The organism is Terriglobia bacterium (assembly GCA_020073495.1).
GTDB lineage: Bacteria > Acidobacteriota > Terriglobia > Terriglobales > Acidobacteriaceae > JAIQFD01.
In genome coordinates this window covers 291,499-307,774 of record JAIQFD010000003.1, presented here as the reverse complement: position 1 = coordinate 307,774, position 16,276 = coordinate 291,499, and the positions used below count along the sequence as shown (strand labels likewise).

The following is a 16,276-nucleotide window of genomic DNA, read 5'->3' as shown; positions in this document are numbered from 1 at the left end:
AGTTTCTGGTTTCTAGTTTCTAGCGGCCAGACCCTAGGGTTGACGATAGGCGCGGGCGGGAGCATGATTCTTGCCCCGGAAAGGCCGAGTGGGCGCGGCGCTTGGAGGCATTCATTCATGGCAACTGAGACACGACCGGAAGTAAAGGCCCTGGCCAAGAGTTTCGGCAAGAACATGGAGAGCGACCTGGCGCTGGAGTTCCTGCGCGTGGTGGAGAATGCGGCCATCGCGGCGGCCAAGACCATGGGCCAGGGCGATCGCAAATTCGCCGACCACGTGGCCGTCGAGGCCATGCGCAAGACCATGGACTCGGTGCCCATGCGCGGCACTATCGTCATCGGCGAGGGCGAGCGCGACGAAGCGCCCATGCTCTACATCGGGGAAAAAGTCGGGGCGGAGTTTCCCGACGGGCAGCAGGTCCCGGACATCGATATCGCCGTGGATCCGCTGGAGGGCACCAACCTGTGCGCCACCGGATCGCCGGGATCGATCACGGTGCTGGCGGCGTCGGAGAAGGGCGGGCTGCTGCACGCGCCGGACTGCTACATGGAAAAGATCGTGGTGGGGCCGTCGTGCAAAGGCATTGTGGACCTGGACGCGCCCGTGGCCCACAACCTGAAACAGATCGCCAAGGCGCTCTCCCGCGACGTCGAAGACCTGGTGGTGGTGATCCTGGACCGGCCGCGGCACGAGAAGATCATCAGCGAGATCCGGCGCGCGGGCGCGCGCATCAAGCTGATCACCGATGGCGACCTGTCGCCGGGCATCGCCTCGGCGGTCATCGGCACCGGCGTACACGCGGTAATGGGCACCGGCGGCGCGCCCGAGGGTGTGCTGACCGCAGCCGCTATCCGCTGCCTCAACGGCTACATGGTGGGACGGCTGGTGATGACCAAGCCGGGGCAGGAAGAACGCATGGCCAAGATGGGCATCAAGGATCCGAAGCAGATCTACACCGCGGACGACCTGGCGCCGGGCAAGCAGATCGTTTTTGCCGCCACCGGCGTTACCGACGGTTCGTTGCTCAAGCCGGTGCGCTTCTTCGGCGAGGGCACGCGGACGTCGTCCATCATCCTGACGCTCCAGACGGGCAAGGTGCGGTTCATCGACAGCATCCACCTGGAGAAGCGGGACGATGTGAAGGTGAGATTCTCGTAGCAGTACTCGGTACTCAGTACTCAGAAAAGGCCTCCGGAAACGGAGGCCTTTTGTCTTGAATGCGGGAAAAGCAGGTCCCTCGCGGGCTGAAGCCCGCTCGGGATGACAATGGCGAGGCTGCATCGGCACGGCTCAAGCCGTGCCCCTTCCCGAACTACTTCGATCCAGTCGGTGCAGCGGCCGGGGGCCACTGGATGGACTCGCCCTGGAGGAGGCCGACACAGGGCTCCAGGCGTTTGCCCGAGCCATCGTGGACGGCGAAGTTGTACGGCTTGCCGCGGACGGTGCTCCACAGGCCGACGCCGGCGTAGGCGCCGTCCTTGCGCAGGATGAAGAAGAACATGTCCACGAAACGCAGGCGGGTCATGTCGTTGTTGTAGTTGCGGGCGATGCGTTTGAGGGCGTCCATACCCGCCTCGAGCGGCGCCATGCCGTGGCGCATGTTCTCGACGATGGTGTACGCGCCGGCGATCTTGATGTTTTCTTCCCCGCGCCCGACCGCGCCCGCTGAGCCCACGTCCTGGTCAGTGAAGCATCCGGCACCGGTGATGGAGGAGTCGCCGACGCGTCCGGGCAGCTTCCAGGCAAGGCCGCTGGTCGTAGTGGCGCCGGACATCTCGCCCTTCTCGTTGACGACCGAGACGTGCAGCGTGCCCTTGGGCGGGTAGAGACAGTCGTAGATCGCCTTCATTCGATAGTCGGGCTCAATGCCCAACTGGGCCGCCACCTCTTCCATCTGCTTGATCTTCAGGTCAAGGGACTGCGGAGTTCCCTGCGGGGGCAGGGGAGGCACGGGCACGGGCGGTTTCCACTGCGGGTCGGCGAGGCCGGGGCCCCAGTTGTCCTGGTTGGACATGGTTTCCTTCCACAGGAGCCAGGTCTTGCGGGCGCGCTCGGTGAGCAGGTTCTCGCGCGGAAAGCCGTGGGCGACAGCAAAGCGCTCGGCGCCTTCGCCGACCAGGAAGATGTGGTCGGTACGCTCCATCACGACGCGGGCCAGGGCCGAGACGTTCTTGATATTGCGCACGCCGCCGACGGCTCCGGCGCGGCGGGTGGATCCGTGCATGACGCAGGCGTCGAGCTCGACCACACCGTCTTCGTTGGGCAGGCCGCCGAGGCCGACGGTGGTGTCGTTGGGATCGTCCTCGCGTCCGCGGGTGACGAAGAGGCAGGCGTCGAGCGTGTCGTGGCCGCGCAGAAGGGTTTCGTAGGCGCCGTCAAGCTGCGGCATGCCGGTGTGCTTGCAGATGATGACCGGACGCTTGGGCGGAGAAAGTTTGCTGACATCCTGCGTCTGGCTGGCCGACTTGGTTTCCTGCGCCTCCAGGGCGAGGGCCGCAGCGCCGAGGGCGGCGCCAGCAATGAAGTTACGACGGTTGGACATGCAACCTCCGGTGAGCGCAGCAGAATAACAGTGGGCATTGGCCAATGGACAGAAAAACCACAGCCGCCAGGAAGACCTGACGGCTGGTGGCTTCGAGACGCCTTGACGGGAATGTCTACACCGCGAGTTTCTTGGGCGTGCTCTGGTCGGCGCGGAAGCGGAGCAGGGCGCCGATGTTGCCCGCGCGCTCGAAATCGGGCTGGTCGCGGACGTACACGACAGGAAGGCCCTTGCGGATGGCGACGCCGACGAGGGCGTCGGCGATGTCGTCAATCTCCCGGGTCTCCTTGCCGCACACGGCGCAATGGCGAACCACGCGGGTGTCGAGGTGGCCGCAATGCAGGCAGCGCGCCGCCGTGGCGCAGAAATTCTCGCCCAGTAACAGGGCCTGGATCTCGCCGCGCTCGAGCGACAGCAGGACGTGGCGCAGGCCGACGGCGCCGCGGCCATTGCGGTGCGCTTCGCCGAGCGCCTCGCGCACCATGTCCCGCCGCTGGGATTGCGCGTGCTCCTGGAGCAAGCGGGTGGCGTGCTCGTGCACCTGTTGCGTGGTGACCAGGGCGGGATCCACGGTGAAGCGGCCCACCAGGCGCTGCTTCACGTAAGGATGCAGGTGCGGCTCGACGTCGGGCCAGGTGTCCTCGCGGCACCCGACCAGGAAGCGCTCGCATCCGGCCGACTGCTGCAGGCCCTGGAGCCGCTCGGCAACTTCCTTGAAGTGCTTCATGGCCTCGTTGTCCGCGTGGCGTTCCCTGTGGCCCGCGTTGTAGCCGGCGAAGCCATCGGTGCGCGCCTTACGCGGCAGCGGAGTGCGGATCTCGCCGGCTTCCTGGATCTCGCCCACGCGGATGGTGAAGAAGCGGGCGTGCTCGCGGTCCAGGACGACGGCGCAGGCGCGCGGAAAGGCCTCGACCAGACGCGCCAGTGGTTTGAGGTGGAAGCCGTCATTAACGATGAGCTGGGAACTCACCAGGTGCGGAGGGACATCGAACTCGCGCCAGATCTCCTGAGCGCCACAGGCGAAGATCACCTTCGCCTTCGAGCCTCCCTTCCACTGCTCGGTTTGTTCCAGGATGCGGTGCAGGTCCTCCTTCTTCCTGCCGTTGCCGGTCCCGTGCTCGGCCTGGCGGAGCGCGTCGCGCACCATGTCCTTGAGCAGGATCATCTCTTCGCGGTGCGACTTGTCCTTGGGTGTCCGGGGTTGGAAATAGAAACTGATGGCGGAATTGTTCGTATTCTCGATCTGTGCCAGATAACGGAGTTCATCACGCGTGATCATCGCGTTCTCTCCTGAAGAACGATCTCAGGCTATCTTGGTATGTTGGAGAAGCTTGTCGCGCCATAGGCTGGCCGAGGGCATCTTCTGCCGGACCAGCTCACGCGCGGCGGTGATGGAACCGCGAACCTGATCGGCCGTACGGTCGGTCGTGGCCGCGATCTCGTTGAGGGTGAACCCTTCGATGGCGAAAAGGATGAAAGCCTCGCGGTCTTCGCGCCGTGCCCCGCGCAACACGCTTTCCACCAGGTTGACCATCTCGACAGAAGCGGCGGCCTGCTCCGGATTGGAGGTGCGCAGGTCGGGGATGACGTCGGAGCGGTGGAGCATCTCGTCGGGCTGATGGTATTGGAGTTCGGATTCGTCACTGGCGCGGACGTTCTGCTTGCGCGCGGAATCCTCCAGGGGGACTGCGGTCACGGCCTCGTGGTTGCCGGCGTTGACCTGGTTGATGGCGCGCAGGGACAGGCGGTAAAGCCAGCGCTCCAGCGTCAACAGCTCGGGTTTTTCTTCGTCGCCCAGGGCGGTGACGATGGCCTCGTCGATGACCTCTTCCTTGCTGACCGCGTCTTCCGGCAGCAGGCCGTTAGCTTCGCGGTAGGCCAGCTCCCGCTCGACAAAGGCGTTCAAACGCTCCAGATTAGCGTTCACCCAGCTGGCGATATCGGCGTCGGAGATCCGGACGGGATGGACGGCGGCAAACGTCTGCTCAAAAGGGACCACGTCGCGCAACTGGCTGTCCTCGGTGCCGCGGCGGGCCGGATGCCGCTTCTGCCCGCGCAGCAGGTCCTTGTGCTTGGTGAGCTGCGAGAGCAGGTCGGCGAAGGCTGATTTCACCGCCGAGATGGCGGCGTGGTTGGCCTGCTGCGCCGCCATTTGTCCGGAGGGCAGCCGCAGGTTCAAAGAGACAGCGATTCCCTCCCGGGGGTTAGTCTCCTCGACAATGGCTTTCAGGTGGATCAGTTCGGGGCGAAAGACGGCGAGCCGACGGCCCAGTTTCTCGATCTGGTGGTGGAATTCTTTTTCGACTTCGGGAGCTCTTGCGGCCTTGTAGGAGACATGCACGTTCATGGGTACCTCGGGGACGCGGTAAGGAACCCGCGCCCATTCCGCACCACTGCCAATGACGCTCCAAGGCAAATCTTACACCTGTCCAATGTGACGCAAGCGAAAATTCAGAAGTTGCACTTTGGCAGCTTGAATTGCGGCTGTTTGCGTGCTAGGAGAGTGGCAAAAAGCGGAGCGGCTACTCTAGGAATGGGCCCGATTTCGGGATCCCAGACACTACACCGAAACCGTGAATGAGGTCTCGGTACGGGTGACGGGACGGTAGAGGGTGTCGCGCTCGATTGGATCCCGGCCCGCTTCCTTGATGAGGCGGATGAGCTCCTGGCGGCGCATGCCCTGGGGCGTGGTCGCGCCGGCGTCGTGGTAGATCTTCTCCTCGACCACGGTGCCGTCGATGTCGTCGGCGCCGAAGCGCAGCGCGATCTGGGCAATCTTAGGCGAAACCATCTGCCAGTAGGACTTCACGTGGGGAAAGTTGTCGAGCACCAGGCGTCCGATGGCGATCTCCTTGATGTCGCGCAGGCCGGTGGTGGTGTAAAGGTGCTGGAGCGGCGTGTTGGCGGGATGAAAGGCCAGCGGGATGTAGGTCTGGAACCCACCGGTCTCATCCTGCAGAGCGCGCAGCTTGAGCAGGTGGTCGACCCGGTCTTCGTCGTTCTCCACATGGCCGTAGAGCATGGTGGCGTTGGACTTGAGGCCGATCTGGTGGGCCAGGCGGGCGGTTTCCAGCCACTGGTCCCCGTCGATCTTGTGGTCGCAAATGATGTGACGCACGCGGTCGGCGAAGATCTCGGCGCCGCCGCCGGGCAACGAATCCACGCCGGCTTCTTTCAGCTTCTCGAGTGTCTCCCGGATGGTGAGCTTGGCACGCTTCGCCAGATACGCGATCTCGACCATGGTGAAGGCCTTCAGGTGCACCTGGGGGAAGCGCTGTTTCAGGCCGCGGATCAGGTCGAGGAAATACTCGAAAGGCAGGTCGGGATGCAAACCGCCGACGATGTGGAACTCGGTGATGGCCTCGGTGTAGCCGGTGGCGGCGGTCTGCCAGGCTTCTTCTAGGGCCATCGTGTAGGCGCCGGGGGCGTCCTTCTTGCGTCCGAAGGCGCACAGGCGGCAGGCGGCGACGCAGACGTTGGTCGGATTGATGTGCCGGTTGACGTTGAAGTAGGCGGCGTTGCCGTGCATGCGCTCGCGCACGTGATTGGCCAGCCACCCGATGGCCAGCACGTCCCCCGAGCGGTACAGGGCGAGTGCGTCGTCGAGATCGAGACGCTCTCCCGCCAGGACCTTCTGGGCGACGGGTTGCAGGCGCGAATCGTCGGTCTGAAAAGCGTGGGCCATCCGCCTCGATATTACCTTACCGGCGCGGCAGAGGTCAGCTTGGCAGCCAGATGCGGGGAGGAGGGCAAGAAGCCGGCGGAGCGCGCCGGCTCCCTGTCCCTGTTGAGCTGTGCTGGGCTACAAGCGCGTGACGTTCGAAGCCTGGAGTCCCTTGGGGCCCTGGGTCACCTCGAACTCGACGGCGTCGCCCTCATTCAAGGTGCGGAAGCCCTCGGACTGAATCGCGGTGTGATGCACGAAGATGTCTCCACCCTGCTCGCGCTGGATGAAACCATAGCCTTTGCTGGCATTGAACCACTTTACGGTCCCTCGTTCCTTGGCCATTGAAAAAACGTCCTTTCCGTCCCCCGCCAGGTGCAAAGTGCTGAGCGGCGAGGTGCCGATGCGGGCGGGTGCAGCGCACACAAAAAACAAAAGTCCCTACCGGCCGCAGCCGGCAGAGACCAAGTCAACTTGCGGTTCGCCTTCCACGTCCCAAAACAGCACCAATATATGTCGAGGTACGAGAGAGTTCCAGCGGAAATCGAGGGGCTGATATCAAATGATATCAAGACTGCCGCAGGAGCAGGTCGCCGGCCACGAACAGGAAGAACACCACCGAGATGACGCCGTTCATGGCGAAGAAGGCAGCGTTGAGATTGCTGAGGTCGCCGGCACGGACCAGGGAGTGCTCGTAGGCCAGGAGCAGCCCAACGGTGCCCACGCCGGTCATGGCGATGGCGCCCAGGTGGAAGACGACGACCAGCAAGACCAGCAGGGCAAGCATCAGGCCGTGGAGCAGGCGAGCGGCCCGGAGGGCGCCGCGTATCCCGAGGTAGCGGGGAACGGAGTGCAGGCCGGCGCGGCAGTCGAACTCGTAGTCCTGGCAGGCGTAGAGGACGTCGAAACCCCCGACCCAGAAAGTGACGGCGGCGGTAAGGATCAGAATGCGGAGGTCGAGGTCCCCGCGCACCGCGATCCAGGCCGCGGCGGGTGCCGCGCCGAGCGCGAAACCCAGCACCAGGTGCGACCAGCGAGTGAACCGTTTGGTGTACGAGTACAGGAGCAGGAGAGCGAGAGCCAGCGGCGACAGGTAGAGCGCGAGGCGATTCAGTTGCGAGGCGGCCAGCACCAGCACGGCCGAAGCGGCGATCACGAAGAATCCGACGAAGCGCCGCGAGAGCAGGCCGGCGGGAAGCGCGCGGGCGGCGGTGCGGGGATTCGCGGCATCCAGGTCGGCGTCGGCCAGGCGATTGAACGCCATGGCCGCCGAGCGTGCCGCCACCATGGCCACGACAATCCACGCCAGTTGCCGGGAGTGCGGCAATCCCCGTGCGGCCAGCATGGCGCCGCACAGAGCAAAGGGGAGCGCGAAAACCGAGTGCTCCCACTTGATCATCTCTAGCGTGATCCTGATATTGCGGAAGATGGACACACCGGCCACAAAGAGATTTTAGCGGAAGAGGCGCACTACCAGCTCTCGCGGTAGCCGCGGCTGCCGATGAGGGGAACGAAACGGACGAGGTCGAGCCAGGCGCTCATGGGCTTGCCCTCCACCTTGCGTACGAGTTGAAGCTGCTGTCCTCCATAAGTGCCGATGGGAATGATCATGCGCCCCCCTTCGCGCAACTGGTCGAAGAGCGGGGGCGGGAGGTCGGGAGCGGCGGCACTGCAGAGGATGGCGTCGAACGGACCGGCGCCGGGCAGGCCTTCACTGCCGTCTCCAACCACAACGCTGACATTTTCGTAGCCCATGCGTTGCAGCACCTCCCGGGCGCGTTCGGCGAGAGCGGCGATGCGCTCGATGGAGTACACACGGCTCACCAGCTCCGCGAGGACGGCGGTCTGGTAGCCGGAACCGGTACCGATCTCGAGCACGATCTCCTGCGGCTCGAGGGCGAGGGCCTCGGTCATGGCCGCGACCACGTAAGGTTGCGAGATGGTCTGCCCTTCGCCGATGGGGATGGGATGATCTTCGTAGGCCTCGCGTTCGTAGCCAGCGGGCACGAAAAAGTGGCGCGGGACGCGCGCCATGGCCGCGAGCACGCGCGCATCGCGAACGCCGCGCTCGCGGATCTGGGTCTCCACCATGCGCAGCCGCCTGGGCTCGAACGGATCGATCGCATGCGGCGGGGACATGGCGCTACCGCTTCCGCTGGCGATACCGGACGTCGAAGCTGACCACCCCGTTCTGGTCGCGGATGGCGATGACGGTGAGGTTGCGGTTCACGTTGTACTCCACCTGGATGATCTGCTGGGACGATTGCGACAGATTGGTGATGAAGGTGAGCGTGACCTTGTCGGAAACCTGTTGCTCGATGGTCGCACGCGCATTGGGGTTACTCTCGGGGCCGCCGGCCTGGGGATCGATCTTGATGCGGCTCAAGCCGAACAATTTTTGCGAGCGGCTGCTGACGGTGGAGCTCAGGGCCTCACTCAGGATGACGTTCGAGGTGGTCTCGGTGTAGTTCTGGGTCGGCCCCGCGGTAAGCACGGATTCCTCCTTGGTGCGGCCGAGGGCGAGCAGAGCGATGATGTCGGCGGTGGGCAAGGGGGGATCGGAGCGGTAGGTGGGTTTCAGCTTGTCGGGCGGCACGCCGTGGACGCCAACGCTGATGTCGTAATCGCGGATGCGGGCGGTGGCCTCCACGTTCACCACCGGCTCGATGTGCGTCGGATTCGAGAAGGTCACGTCGCCGCGCTCGATGCGGTACTTCGTGCCGCTGATGGAGACATTGCCTTCCAGGACGTTGACGCGGCCCAGCAGGACGGGTTGGTTCGCAGTCCCCCGCAGCCGGAGATCGACGTTACCGGAAAGTTTGGCCGACGTGGTCTGCACCTGCACCTCGGGACTCGAGGTGATGTGCACGTCGAAGTGCAGGTTGCTCAGCGGCGACGTGGGCTCGGGCAAGGTCTGCCCCTGCTTGGTCTGCGCCAGGTACTGGGCGAAGTCGAAGCGCGAATTGAGCGCGAATCTGGTGATCTCGATCTCGCCGCTCAGGCGGGAGTTCTGGACAGAACCTGCATATACCAACCCCTTCACCCTGGCGACGGCACTGACCCCCGGTGGGTAACGCAGGCGGATGCCACCCGCCTCCTCCGCCGATGCTCCGGATTCCATGACGCTGGCCACTTTGAAGCTGAAGAGCACACCGTGCGCGTAGCTGATCCAACCCTTCAGGTCGATCGTTCCGCCGCCTGTCTTCGCGGTGAGTGACTGCACCGCAAGCCGGTTCTGATCGAATCGGAGGGTGCCGTTAACTTCGCTGAGGCCATTGGGAAGCTCGCGGAATGAGATAGCCGCGTTCTCGACGCCGAGGGTGCCGGAAATCGCGGGCTTGGACATGGTGCCGCCGACCGTCACATCCTTCACCTTGATGTGCCCCGACGCGGCCAGATCGGGGTTAAGGGTCTGGAGCAACCTCATGCTGATGTCGCCCTTGGCATTGAGGTTCATTTCGCGCGCGCCGCCCAGTTGCACGCTGCCGGAGGCGGTCAGGTTGGTGTCTTCCGCCTTCAGATGCAGCTGCCGCAGATTGAATACCTGATCGGCCATGTCGAAGCGGATCGCGCCTTCGATGCCGATGGGCATCATCTCTATCTCAGCCGAGAACCGGTCGATGGTCCCGGTGATGTTGAGGCCGCGCGGTTCGCGTAGCGGCCCTTTCACGTCCACACGCCCGCCGATCGCAGAGGGACGGGTGATGCGGCCCGGCAGGTAAGCCCGCAGCAACGGGTCGATATCGAAACTGTCGAAATGGATCACGAGGTCGGCGGGCCACTCGTCGCGCATGTGCGCGGTGCCCTCCACCGTGAGCTCGGATCTCTGGTAATGGGCGCGCGCGTTGAGCTGGAGATCGGCGCCGTGCGTGACCGCTTCGGCGGTGAGCTCGCCGACTTCGTCGCTGTTCACAACCAGGTGGCTGACACGGAGGGATCCATTGATGACCGGCGCTTCCCTGGTTCCCGACCCCGAGGCCTTGAACTCAGCCAGGCCGGCGACCCGGTACCTCTCGGACTGGAGCTGCTGGAACTGCGCGAGATCGAAGCCGGCTCCCCGGAGATCGAAGCGGAACCCACGCGTACCGAGGACATAGGCAAAGCTTCCGGCGACGCGCGCGCCGTTGTGCGCGAGGACGATGTCGTTGAACTGCGTCTCCCGTCCTGCAAAGCGGAGGTTCGCGCGCAGGCTGGTGAACGGTTCCGGGCCGATCCTGAGGCTGGCCACCTGCATGTGCCCGTCGCCACGAAGATCGTTGATGGTGCCGGCCAGGTTCACATCCAGCGACAGTCTGCCGGCGACGGGATAGCGCCGGTCGAGCAGCGCCTGGAGATCGGCGATGTCCACGCTCGCCACCTTGGAGCGTAGCGAGAAGGGCGTGTCGGCATCGAACCTGGCGCCCTGCAGGTTGGCCGTGACGTCGAATTCGATCTGCGCGGCGCCGCGGCGCAGCAGCCCGTGACGGGCCGCGGATTGTGTCGACGAGTAAAGCACATCGGCGCGCAAGAGGTCCCAATGCATGAGCACAGGCTTCGCTGGAGCGACGATCGAGAGTGGGATCACGAGGCCCGGCGGAATGCTCATCAGCGAATCGAAGTCCGTGGCCTCGATGCGACCAGCGATGCTGGGGGCGGCGAGCTTGCCGGAGATGGTCCCATTGAATGATGCGCGGCCGTGGATGTCGGCGGGAAAGGCTCCTTCGCCGAACAGGGCGAGCACCGGGCTGAACTCGGAGAAATCGGTCGAGTCCACGGAAACGCGGAGCGCAGCCGTCGCAGAACCAAGGACACCCGTGGCGCCAGCACGGGTGGCGCGCGTGGCGAGGTCGAATTGCGTGACTACGATCGTCTGCCGCGGCCTGCTGAAGACAGCCTGGAGGTGCGCGGTAATGGGAAGCTGGCCGGGAGCGAGATTGGCCGGCGGCACGATGTCGAGGTTGACCGCCGTCTCCATGTTGGACGACGATCCAGCCCATTGCGCGCGGAGCGTCCCGCTGGCAGCGCCGACGGGCCCCAGATTCTCCAGCGGCAGAGAGCGCGTGGCAAACGCGGCCGCGAGCTGCGATACCTGGATGCCGTTGAACCGGAGGTTAGCGATGCCGATTTCGGGCGCGGGCTTGAGCTGGCCGGCGGGCGGCTGCCTGCCCGTCATCCAGTTGCGGATCTCCGCGCTGCCGTTGGCGGAGCCGCCGAACGCGGTGCCGAAGACGCTGGACAGCGCGATGCGATCCGGGTTGACGGTGAATTGCGCGCCAGCATTGATGCCGGTGACGCGCAGGGAGTCGCCTTGCCATTCCGCGTTCTTCAAGATCAGCTTGCCGGCGGAAGAGAACCCCTGGCCTCGGTACGCGGCCTGGCCATTCAGCTCGATCCTGCCCGAGCGGAACGCGGAGTTGCGCTCGATGGCCCCCAGTTCGGAGACATCCAGCGAAGCCTTGTAGGTGAAGTCGGCCTTGAGATCGCGGAAGTCATTGAGGGCGCCGCTGGCTTCGATCTGCGAGCGCGCCGACGCCCACTTCAGCGACTTCAGCTCCGCCCGGTCCGGCCAAAGGCTGAACTGGAGCGCGGCCTGGGAGCCCTGCGGAGGCAAGCCGGTGTACTTGGTCTGCACCATGGCGGCGCGGAGTTCGCCGTCGTACCGCCGGGCGAGCAGTCGATAGGTCAAGGTCGCGCCCACGTCGGTGGCATCCAGATCGAGGGGGATCGGCTTGTCATTCAGCAGCAACCGCCCGTCCTTGACTTCCAGGCGGTTGATGGCCATGTCGAAGAGTTGTTGGGCGCGGGCACGGCCGCCCAGCTGCGCGACCTTCGGCGCCGGCTGATTAGTGGAGCCGTCGGGATAGACGATGAGGTGCAGCACGGGGCGCTCGACACCCACGTACTTGAGGCCGACCTTGCGGCTGAACAGGGAGAGGACTCGGGCGCGCACGAAGACGCGGTCGGCATGGGCGTACGGCACCTCGTCCACGCCTTCGAGGCCGTGGATGGTCAAGTCGCGGATCTCGAACTCGAGCTTCGACAGGCTCCACTCGAACGACTTCATCTCGACGCGGCCACCGGTGGTCTGCTCGAGCCCTTCCACCACCCGGGCGCGGACGCTCTCGTGGAAGCGCGCACTGGTGAGGTACCAGGCCGCCGAGATGCACAGAGCGAACAAGGCGATCCCGATGGCAGCCAGCACGAGCTTGGTGCGGCGGCGCGTCATTGCAGTTTCACCTCTTTCGACCTCGGTAAATGCGCTTCTTCCCGCAGCCGGCTCAGCCAGGAGTCCACGGATTCGGAGATCCGCTGCTGGATGAGGATCTCCTCGATCTTACCGGAGACATCCTGGAGGGGCACCTCCTGCGCCCCAGCTTTGTGGAGCTGCGGAATGAACTGTTCCAGGTAGTACGTCTTGATGCTGCGCTCGTCGATGTGGATGGTGGGGCGAAAGCGTGCGTCCTCGTAGCGCAGGATGTCTACCTGGACGGCGACCAGCTCGTCGACGTCGGCTTCGGCCAAGCCGTAGCGGGCGAGCAGTTGGCGCCAGCTCTGGTCGTCCTGCGCACCGGGGAGCCGGCGGCGGATGTCGGCCACCTGGCGGGCGATGTCCTCTTTCGAGGCGCGGGCAAACGTCCTGCGGTCGATCTGCTCCTTGATGAGCATCTGGTCCACCAGGCGCTCGATGGCCTGATTGCGCTCGTCGCCGGTGAACCTGTCCGGATCGCGGCCCGCGAGCAGCGCCTGGTAGCGCAGGGCATCGTCGAGCTCGCTTTGCAGGATGACCCGATCATGGACGCGGGCGACGATGCGCTCGACCACTTCCCCCGCCACGGCGAGCGGCGCCAGCAGCGCGAGAACGAGCACGAGTTGTTGCCAGGCCCTCATCAGAAAGTCTGCCCGATACTGAAGAAGAAATTGAAGCGGCGGAGCTCGTCCACCCGGTTCTCGCGGCCGACCAGGAAGATAGGCGGATTGAGGTTGTAGCCGAAGTCGAGGCGCACCGGCCCGATCGGAGTGTTGTAGCGGAACCCGCCGCCCACGGCGTGGGACATGAAATCGAAGTCACAGAGCGGCTTGAAATCGGGCGGGTCGGCCGCCACCTTGGGCCGGCAGGACTGAAGGTTGTTCTGACCCGTCTTCAGGAAGCTGTGGAACATGCCGCTGGGGGAGGCGAACACGTTTCCGTAATCGTAAAAGAGGACCGGGCTGACCTTGTCTTCCAGCCACGGCAGCCAGGGAGGCGGCAGACGCAGTTCCAGGTTGTTGATGAACATGGCCTGTCCACCCAGGGGAAAACCGGTGTCCAGATCGCGAGGCCCAGCCTGGTTGATGGAGAAGCCGCGGTGCGAATTCCCGCCACCGGCAAAGAGCAGCTCGGGCAATGGGATCACGCCTTGCGTGGTGCTGGTGCTGGCGAGCGGGTGTTCGATCCCGAAGCGGACAGAGCGGGCCAGAACGAGACGCCGCTTGCCGAACCGGTGATAGGTCGAGTTCTGGAGCAGGAGACGCGCGAAGCTCGCCTGGGATCCGAAGATGCGCGTGGAGACGCCCATGTCCGCCGTGGTGTAGTCCCCGCGGTGTGAGTCCAGCGGGTTGTCGCGCGTGTCGCGGATATAGGTGAAACTGGGCATGCCGATGCGCGTCGGCTTCGAGTACAGCGGCACCAGCGTCGGATCGATCACGAGATTGGTCGCCCTGACCCCACGGTAGCTGAAGCGGTAGAGGAAGGTGGTGGCGCGGCTCCAGCGGTGCTCCACCTGGAAGGCGCCCTCCAGGCGCTGTGAGGTGAACGTGCGGATGTCGTTCGTGTTGTCGTAAAAGCTGATGAAGCTGAAGGTCAGGTTCTCGCGGTCGAACCAGCGCGGCGCCTGGTAGGTGAAAAGCCCGCGCTGTTCCAGGCGGCCGATGTGACTCTTGAAGAGGAGTGTGTGGTTGCGGCCGCGGAAATTGATGCGGGTGAGGTCGAAGGAAACGCGGGGGCTGACGCCGGTGCGGCCCTGGGGCAGGCTGCTGTTGGGTTCGCTGCCGGTCTGCACCTCGATGCCGAATCCGTAATTGAAGGTCCAGCGGCGCGCTTCCTTGATGTCGAACAACATGTTCTTCAGCGTGTCGTCGCCTTCGGGGTTCTGGACGGCCACGTCCACCTCGTTGAAGATGCCGAGGTCGTAGAGTTTCCGCTGACTCTCGAACATGGCGCTCTGGTTCAGCGGGTCGCCTTGGCGAACCTGGAGCTCGCGCCCGACGACGAATGGCCGGGTGACGTTCAGGCCGCTGATCAGCACTCGATCCACGAAGACCTGCTTCCCTTCGTTGATGTTGAAGGTGACATCCCTGCGGGTGGGGTCGCCGGCGACCGGCGCCGAAGTGACTTCGAGGCCAACCTCGGGGAAACCGTCGTTGAAATAGTAGTTCGTGACCGCTTCGCGATCGGTGGTGAGATTGACCTCCGACCAGGGCTGCCCCTCGAGCGTGGAAATGAGGCTGCGGATCCGGTCGGCTGGGGCGTGCTCGTTGCCCACGAACTTCAGCGAGTTCACCCGCGTTTGGGGCCCCTCGGCGATGTGGACCGCAACGCGCATGCGTCCGGGCACACCTTCGTAGTCATCGTGTACGTCCGCGGTGACCTTCACCTGCTGAAAGCCGTTCGACTGGTAGAGGCTCTCGATGGATTGCAGGTCGCGGGCCAACAGCGACTGACTGAAAAGTCCGTGCGAGAGCACTCGCCCTGCCGCCTGCACCAGCATGCGCTCGCGGATGGTGTCCGCCTTGAAATAGGTCTCGTGGTTGGGAAGGACGACGGTGTCGCTCCAGTCGATGTCGACGGCGATCAGCTTATGCGGCATGCCCCTGTCCACGTCGTAGATGACCAGACGGCGGTCGGACTCCACCTTTTGGGTGTAGTTGACCTTTACATCGAAGTATCCCCTGGTTTGGAGGTAGTCGCGAAGATTACGGCGGCCCTCGTTCAACAGGTCATCGTCGACCGCGTTCTCCTCGTACACGGGGATGTACTTCTTCAACGTTCCCTTCAGCAGCCGCACACCTTCGACCTGGATATCCACCACGCGCCCGCGCTCGACTTTGAAGACGTAGTCCAGGGCATCGTTCTCGGGGCGATAGGAGCTGGGGGCAACCGCAACGCTGGCTTCAAGCCTGTCCTGCTTCCGGTAGTGTTTTCGCAGTCGCCGCAGCGCCCGGTCCAACCGATCTGACGACGCGGGATCGCCCGGCTTCATCTTCAGGATGTCCAAGGCCTGATCTGCAGTCAGGTCGGAAGCTCCATCCACAGTGACCTTGCCGATCCTCGCCCGTTCCCCGGCGTCCACATGAAACTGGATCTCGATCTGTTGCGTGCCAGGGTGCCTGGCGTACTCGGGAGTGATGGTCGCCCGGTAGAAGCCGTTCGCCTGGAGGGTCCGCTGCATCGACTCAAGGGCACGCTCCATCAGGGTCTTATTGTCCTGGTCCTTTTCGTCGGTGAAGAGCTGTCCCAGCAACAGCTTGCTGGAATTAATGAGCTGGTGAGCGTTGGGTCCGCCTCTGGGAGCGCCCACCAGCGTCATACGACCGATGAAATAGTTCGCCTCTGCCACAAACACCAGCTTCAGCTCATTCTGAGGCGTACGGTCGGCTTCCACCTGGATATCGAGGAACCGCCCGGTGGAGTACAGGTTCTGCACGCTGAGGCGGAGCTTCTGCTTGTCGAGGGGTTCGCCGGGCTTTTGTACCAGGAGGGTGCGAAGATGCTCGACTTCGTCGGGGGCAGGACCCCGGAACTCGATGTCACGGACGGGGAGGCCCACCAGCCGGTTCAGCCCCCCGGTCTGGGATTGCGGGGACGGTGGGGCCGTGGGCAAAGGAGCCGCGGAGGCGCCCACCGGCGGAGAGTCCTGGCTGGCCGAGGATCCGGCCTGCGATTGTCCCAGAACCGCCGGGGCGGCGAGGGCACACGCCACCGCCGCAATCAGCCATTGGGTTAGAGCTGACCGAAATCCCAAAAAAGACGCCCCTTCAAAAATGCCAGGCCGATACCCGGCGGAGATTGACGAGCAGGCGCCCTTCGGTCCGTGTACTCGCACCCGGAGCGC

General features: G+C 64.5%; 11 protein-coding genes. 1 reads left to right on the top strand and 10 read right to left on the bottom strand.

Annotated features, from left to right (window positions below; all coding sequences use genetic code 11):
• The first annotated feature begins 174 nt into the window (after positions 1 to 174).
• The gene (glpX, locus tag LAN37_08750; GenBank protein MBZ5647295.1) at positions 175 to 1,158 is read left to right on the top strand and encodes a class II fructose-bisphosphatase; all 984 of its coding nucleotides are present in this window, start codon (positions 175 to 177) and stop codon (positions 1,156 to 1,158) included.
• Between the two features lie 154 nt (positions 1,159 to 1,312).
• On the opposite strand, the gene LAN37_08745 is transcribed toward glpX, so the two are convergent.
• The 10 genes from LAN37_08745 to LAN37_08700 form a co-directional block, all read right to left on the bottom strand.
• Positions 1,313 to 2,542: a N(4)-(beta-N-acetylglucosaminyl)-L-asparaginase gene (locus tag LAN37_08745; protein MBZ5647294.1), complete on the bottom strand. Its 1,230-nt coding sequence runs from the start codon at positions 2,540 to 2,542 to the stop codon at positions 1,313 to 1,315.
• A 115-nt stretch (positions 2,543 to 2,657) separates the two neighbouring features.
• Positions 2,658 to 3,821, bottom strand: a complete 1,164-nt coding sequence (locus LAN37_08740) for a hypothetical protein (protein MBZ5647293.1) — start codon at positions 3,819 to 3,821, stop codon at positions 2,658 to 2,660.
• A 24-nt stretch (positions 3,822 to 3,845) separates the two neighbouring features.
• Complete coding sequence (locus LAN37_08735; GenBank protein ID MBZ5647292.1) at positions 3,846 to 4,889, bottom strand: hypothetical protein; 1,044 nt, start codon at positions 4,887 to 4,889, stop codon at positions 3,846 to 3,848.
• A 213-nt stretch (positions 4,890 to 5,102) separates the two neighbouring features.
• The gene (mqnE, locus tag LAN37_08730) at positions 5,103 to 6,227 is read right to left on the bottom strand and encodes an aminofutalosine synthase MqnE (protein MBZ5647291.1); all 1,125 of its coding nucleotides are present in this window, start codon (positions 6,225 to 6,227) and stop codon (positions 5,103 to 5,105) included.
• 117 nt (positions 6,228 to 6,344) lie between these two features.
• Positions 6,345 to 6,551, bottom strand: a complete 207-nt coding sequence (locus LAN37_08725; protein ID MBZ5647290.1) for a cold shock domain-containing protein — start codon at positions 6,549 to 6,551, stop codon at positions 6,345 to 6,347.
• A 223-nt stretch (positions 6,552 to 6,774) separates the two neighbouring features.
• Entirely contained in the window at positions 6,775 to 7,641 is an 867-nt protein-coding gene (gene ubiA / locus LAN37_08720; protein ID MBZ5647289.1) for a putative 4-hydroxybenzoate polyprenyltransferase, read from the bottom strand.
• 35 nt (positions 7,642 to 7,676) lie between these two features.
• On the bottom strand, positions 7,677 to 8,345 hold the full coding sequence (locus tag LAN37_08715; GenBank protein MBZ5647288.1) for a protein-L-isoaspartate(D-aspartate) O-methyltransferase: 669 nt from the start codon (positions 8,343 to 8,345) through the stop codon (positions 7,677 to 7,679).
• Between the two features lie 4 nt (positions 8,346 to 8,349).
• Positions 8,350 to 12,411 carry a translocation/assembly module TamB domain-containing protein gene (locus tag LAN37_08710; protein MBZ5647287.1) on the bottom strand — a complete coding sequence of 1,354 codons (4,062 nt, stop codon included), beginning with the start codon at positions 12,409 to 12,411 and terminating at the stop codon, positions 8,350 to 8,352.
• Complete coding sequence (locus LAN37_08705; GenBank protein MBZ5647286.1) at positions 12,408 to 13,073, bottom strand: SurA N-terminal domain-containing protein; 666 nt, start codon at positions 13,071 to 13,073, stop codon at positions 12,408 to 12,410. Before LAN37_08705 ends, LAN37_08710 begins: the two co-directional genes overlap by 4 nt.
• The gene (locus LAN37_08700; GenBank protein ID MBZ5647285.1) at positions 13,073 to 16,144 is read right to left on the bottom strand and encodes a BamA/TamA family outer membrane protein; all 3,072 of its coding nucleotides are present in this window, start codon (positions 16,142 to 16,144) and stop codon (positions 13,073 to 13,075) included. The genes LAN37_08705 and LAN37_08700 overlap by 1 nt, the downstream gene beginning before the upstream one ends.
• Between the last annotated feature and the right edge of the window lie 132 nt (positions 16,145 to 16,276).

Excerpts from the sequence above, each read along its gene's own strand:
- glpX (MBZ5647295.1), top strand. The coding sequence starts at position 175 with ATGGAGAGCGACCTGGCGCTGGAGTTCCTGCGCGTGGTGGAGAATGCG.
- LAN37_08745 (MBZ5647294.1), bottom strand. The coding sequence starts at position 2,542 with ATGTCCAACCGTCGTAACTTCATTGCTGGCGCCGCCCTCGGCGCTGCG.
- LAN37_08740 (MBZ5647293.1), bottom strand. The coding sequence starts at position 3,821 with ATGATCACGCGTGATGAACTCCGTTATCTGGCACAGATCGAGAATACG.
- LAN37_08735 (MBZ5647292.1), bottom strand. The coding sequence starts at position 4,889 with ATGAACGTGCATGTCTCCTACAAGGCCGCAAGAGCTCCCGAAGTCGAA.
- mqnE (MBZ5647291.1), bottom strand. The coding sequence starts at position 6,227 with ATGGCCCACGCTTTTCAGACCGACGATTCGCGCCTGCAACCCGTCGCC.
- LAN37_08725 (MBZ5647290.1), bottom strand. The coding sequence starts at position 6,551 with ATGGCCAAGGAACGAGGGACCGTAAAGTGGTTCAATGCCAGCAAAGGC.
- LAN37_08715 (MBZ5647288.1), bottom strand. The coding sequence starts at position 8,345 with ATGTCCCCGCCGCATGCGATCGATCCGTTCGAGCCCAGGCGGCTGCGC.
- LAN37_08710 (MBZ5647287.1), bottom strand. The coding sequence starts at position 12,411 with ATGACGCGCCGCCGCACCAAGCTCGTGCTGGCTGCCATCGGGATCGCC.
- LAN37_08705 (MBZ5647286.1), bottom strand. The coding sequence starts at position 13,073 with ATGAGGGCCTGGCAACAACTCGTGCTCGTTCTCGCGCTGCTGGCGCCG.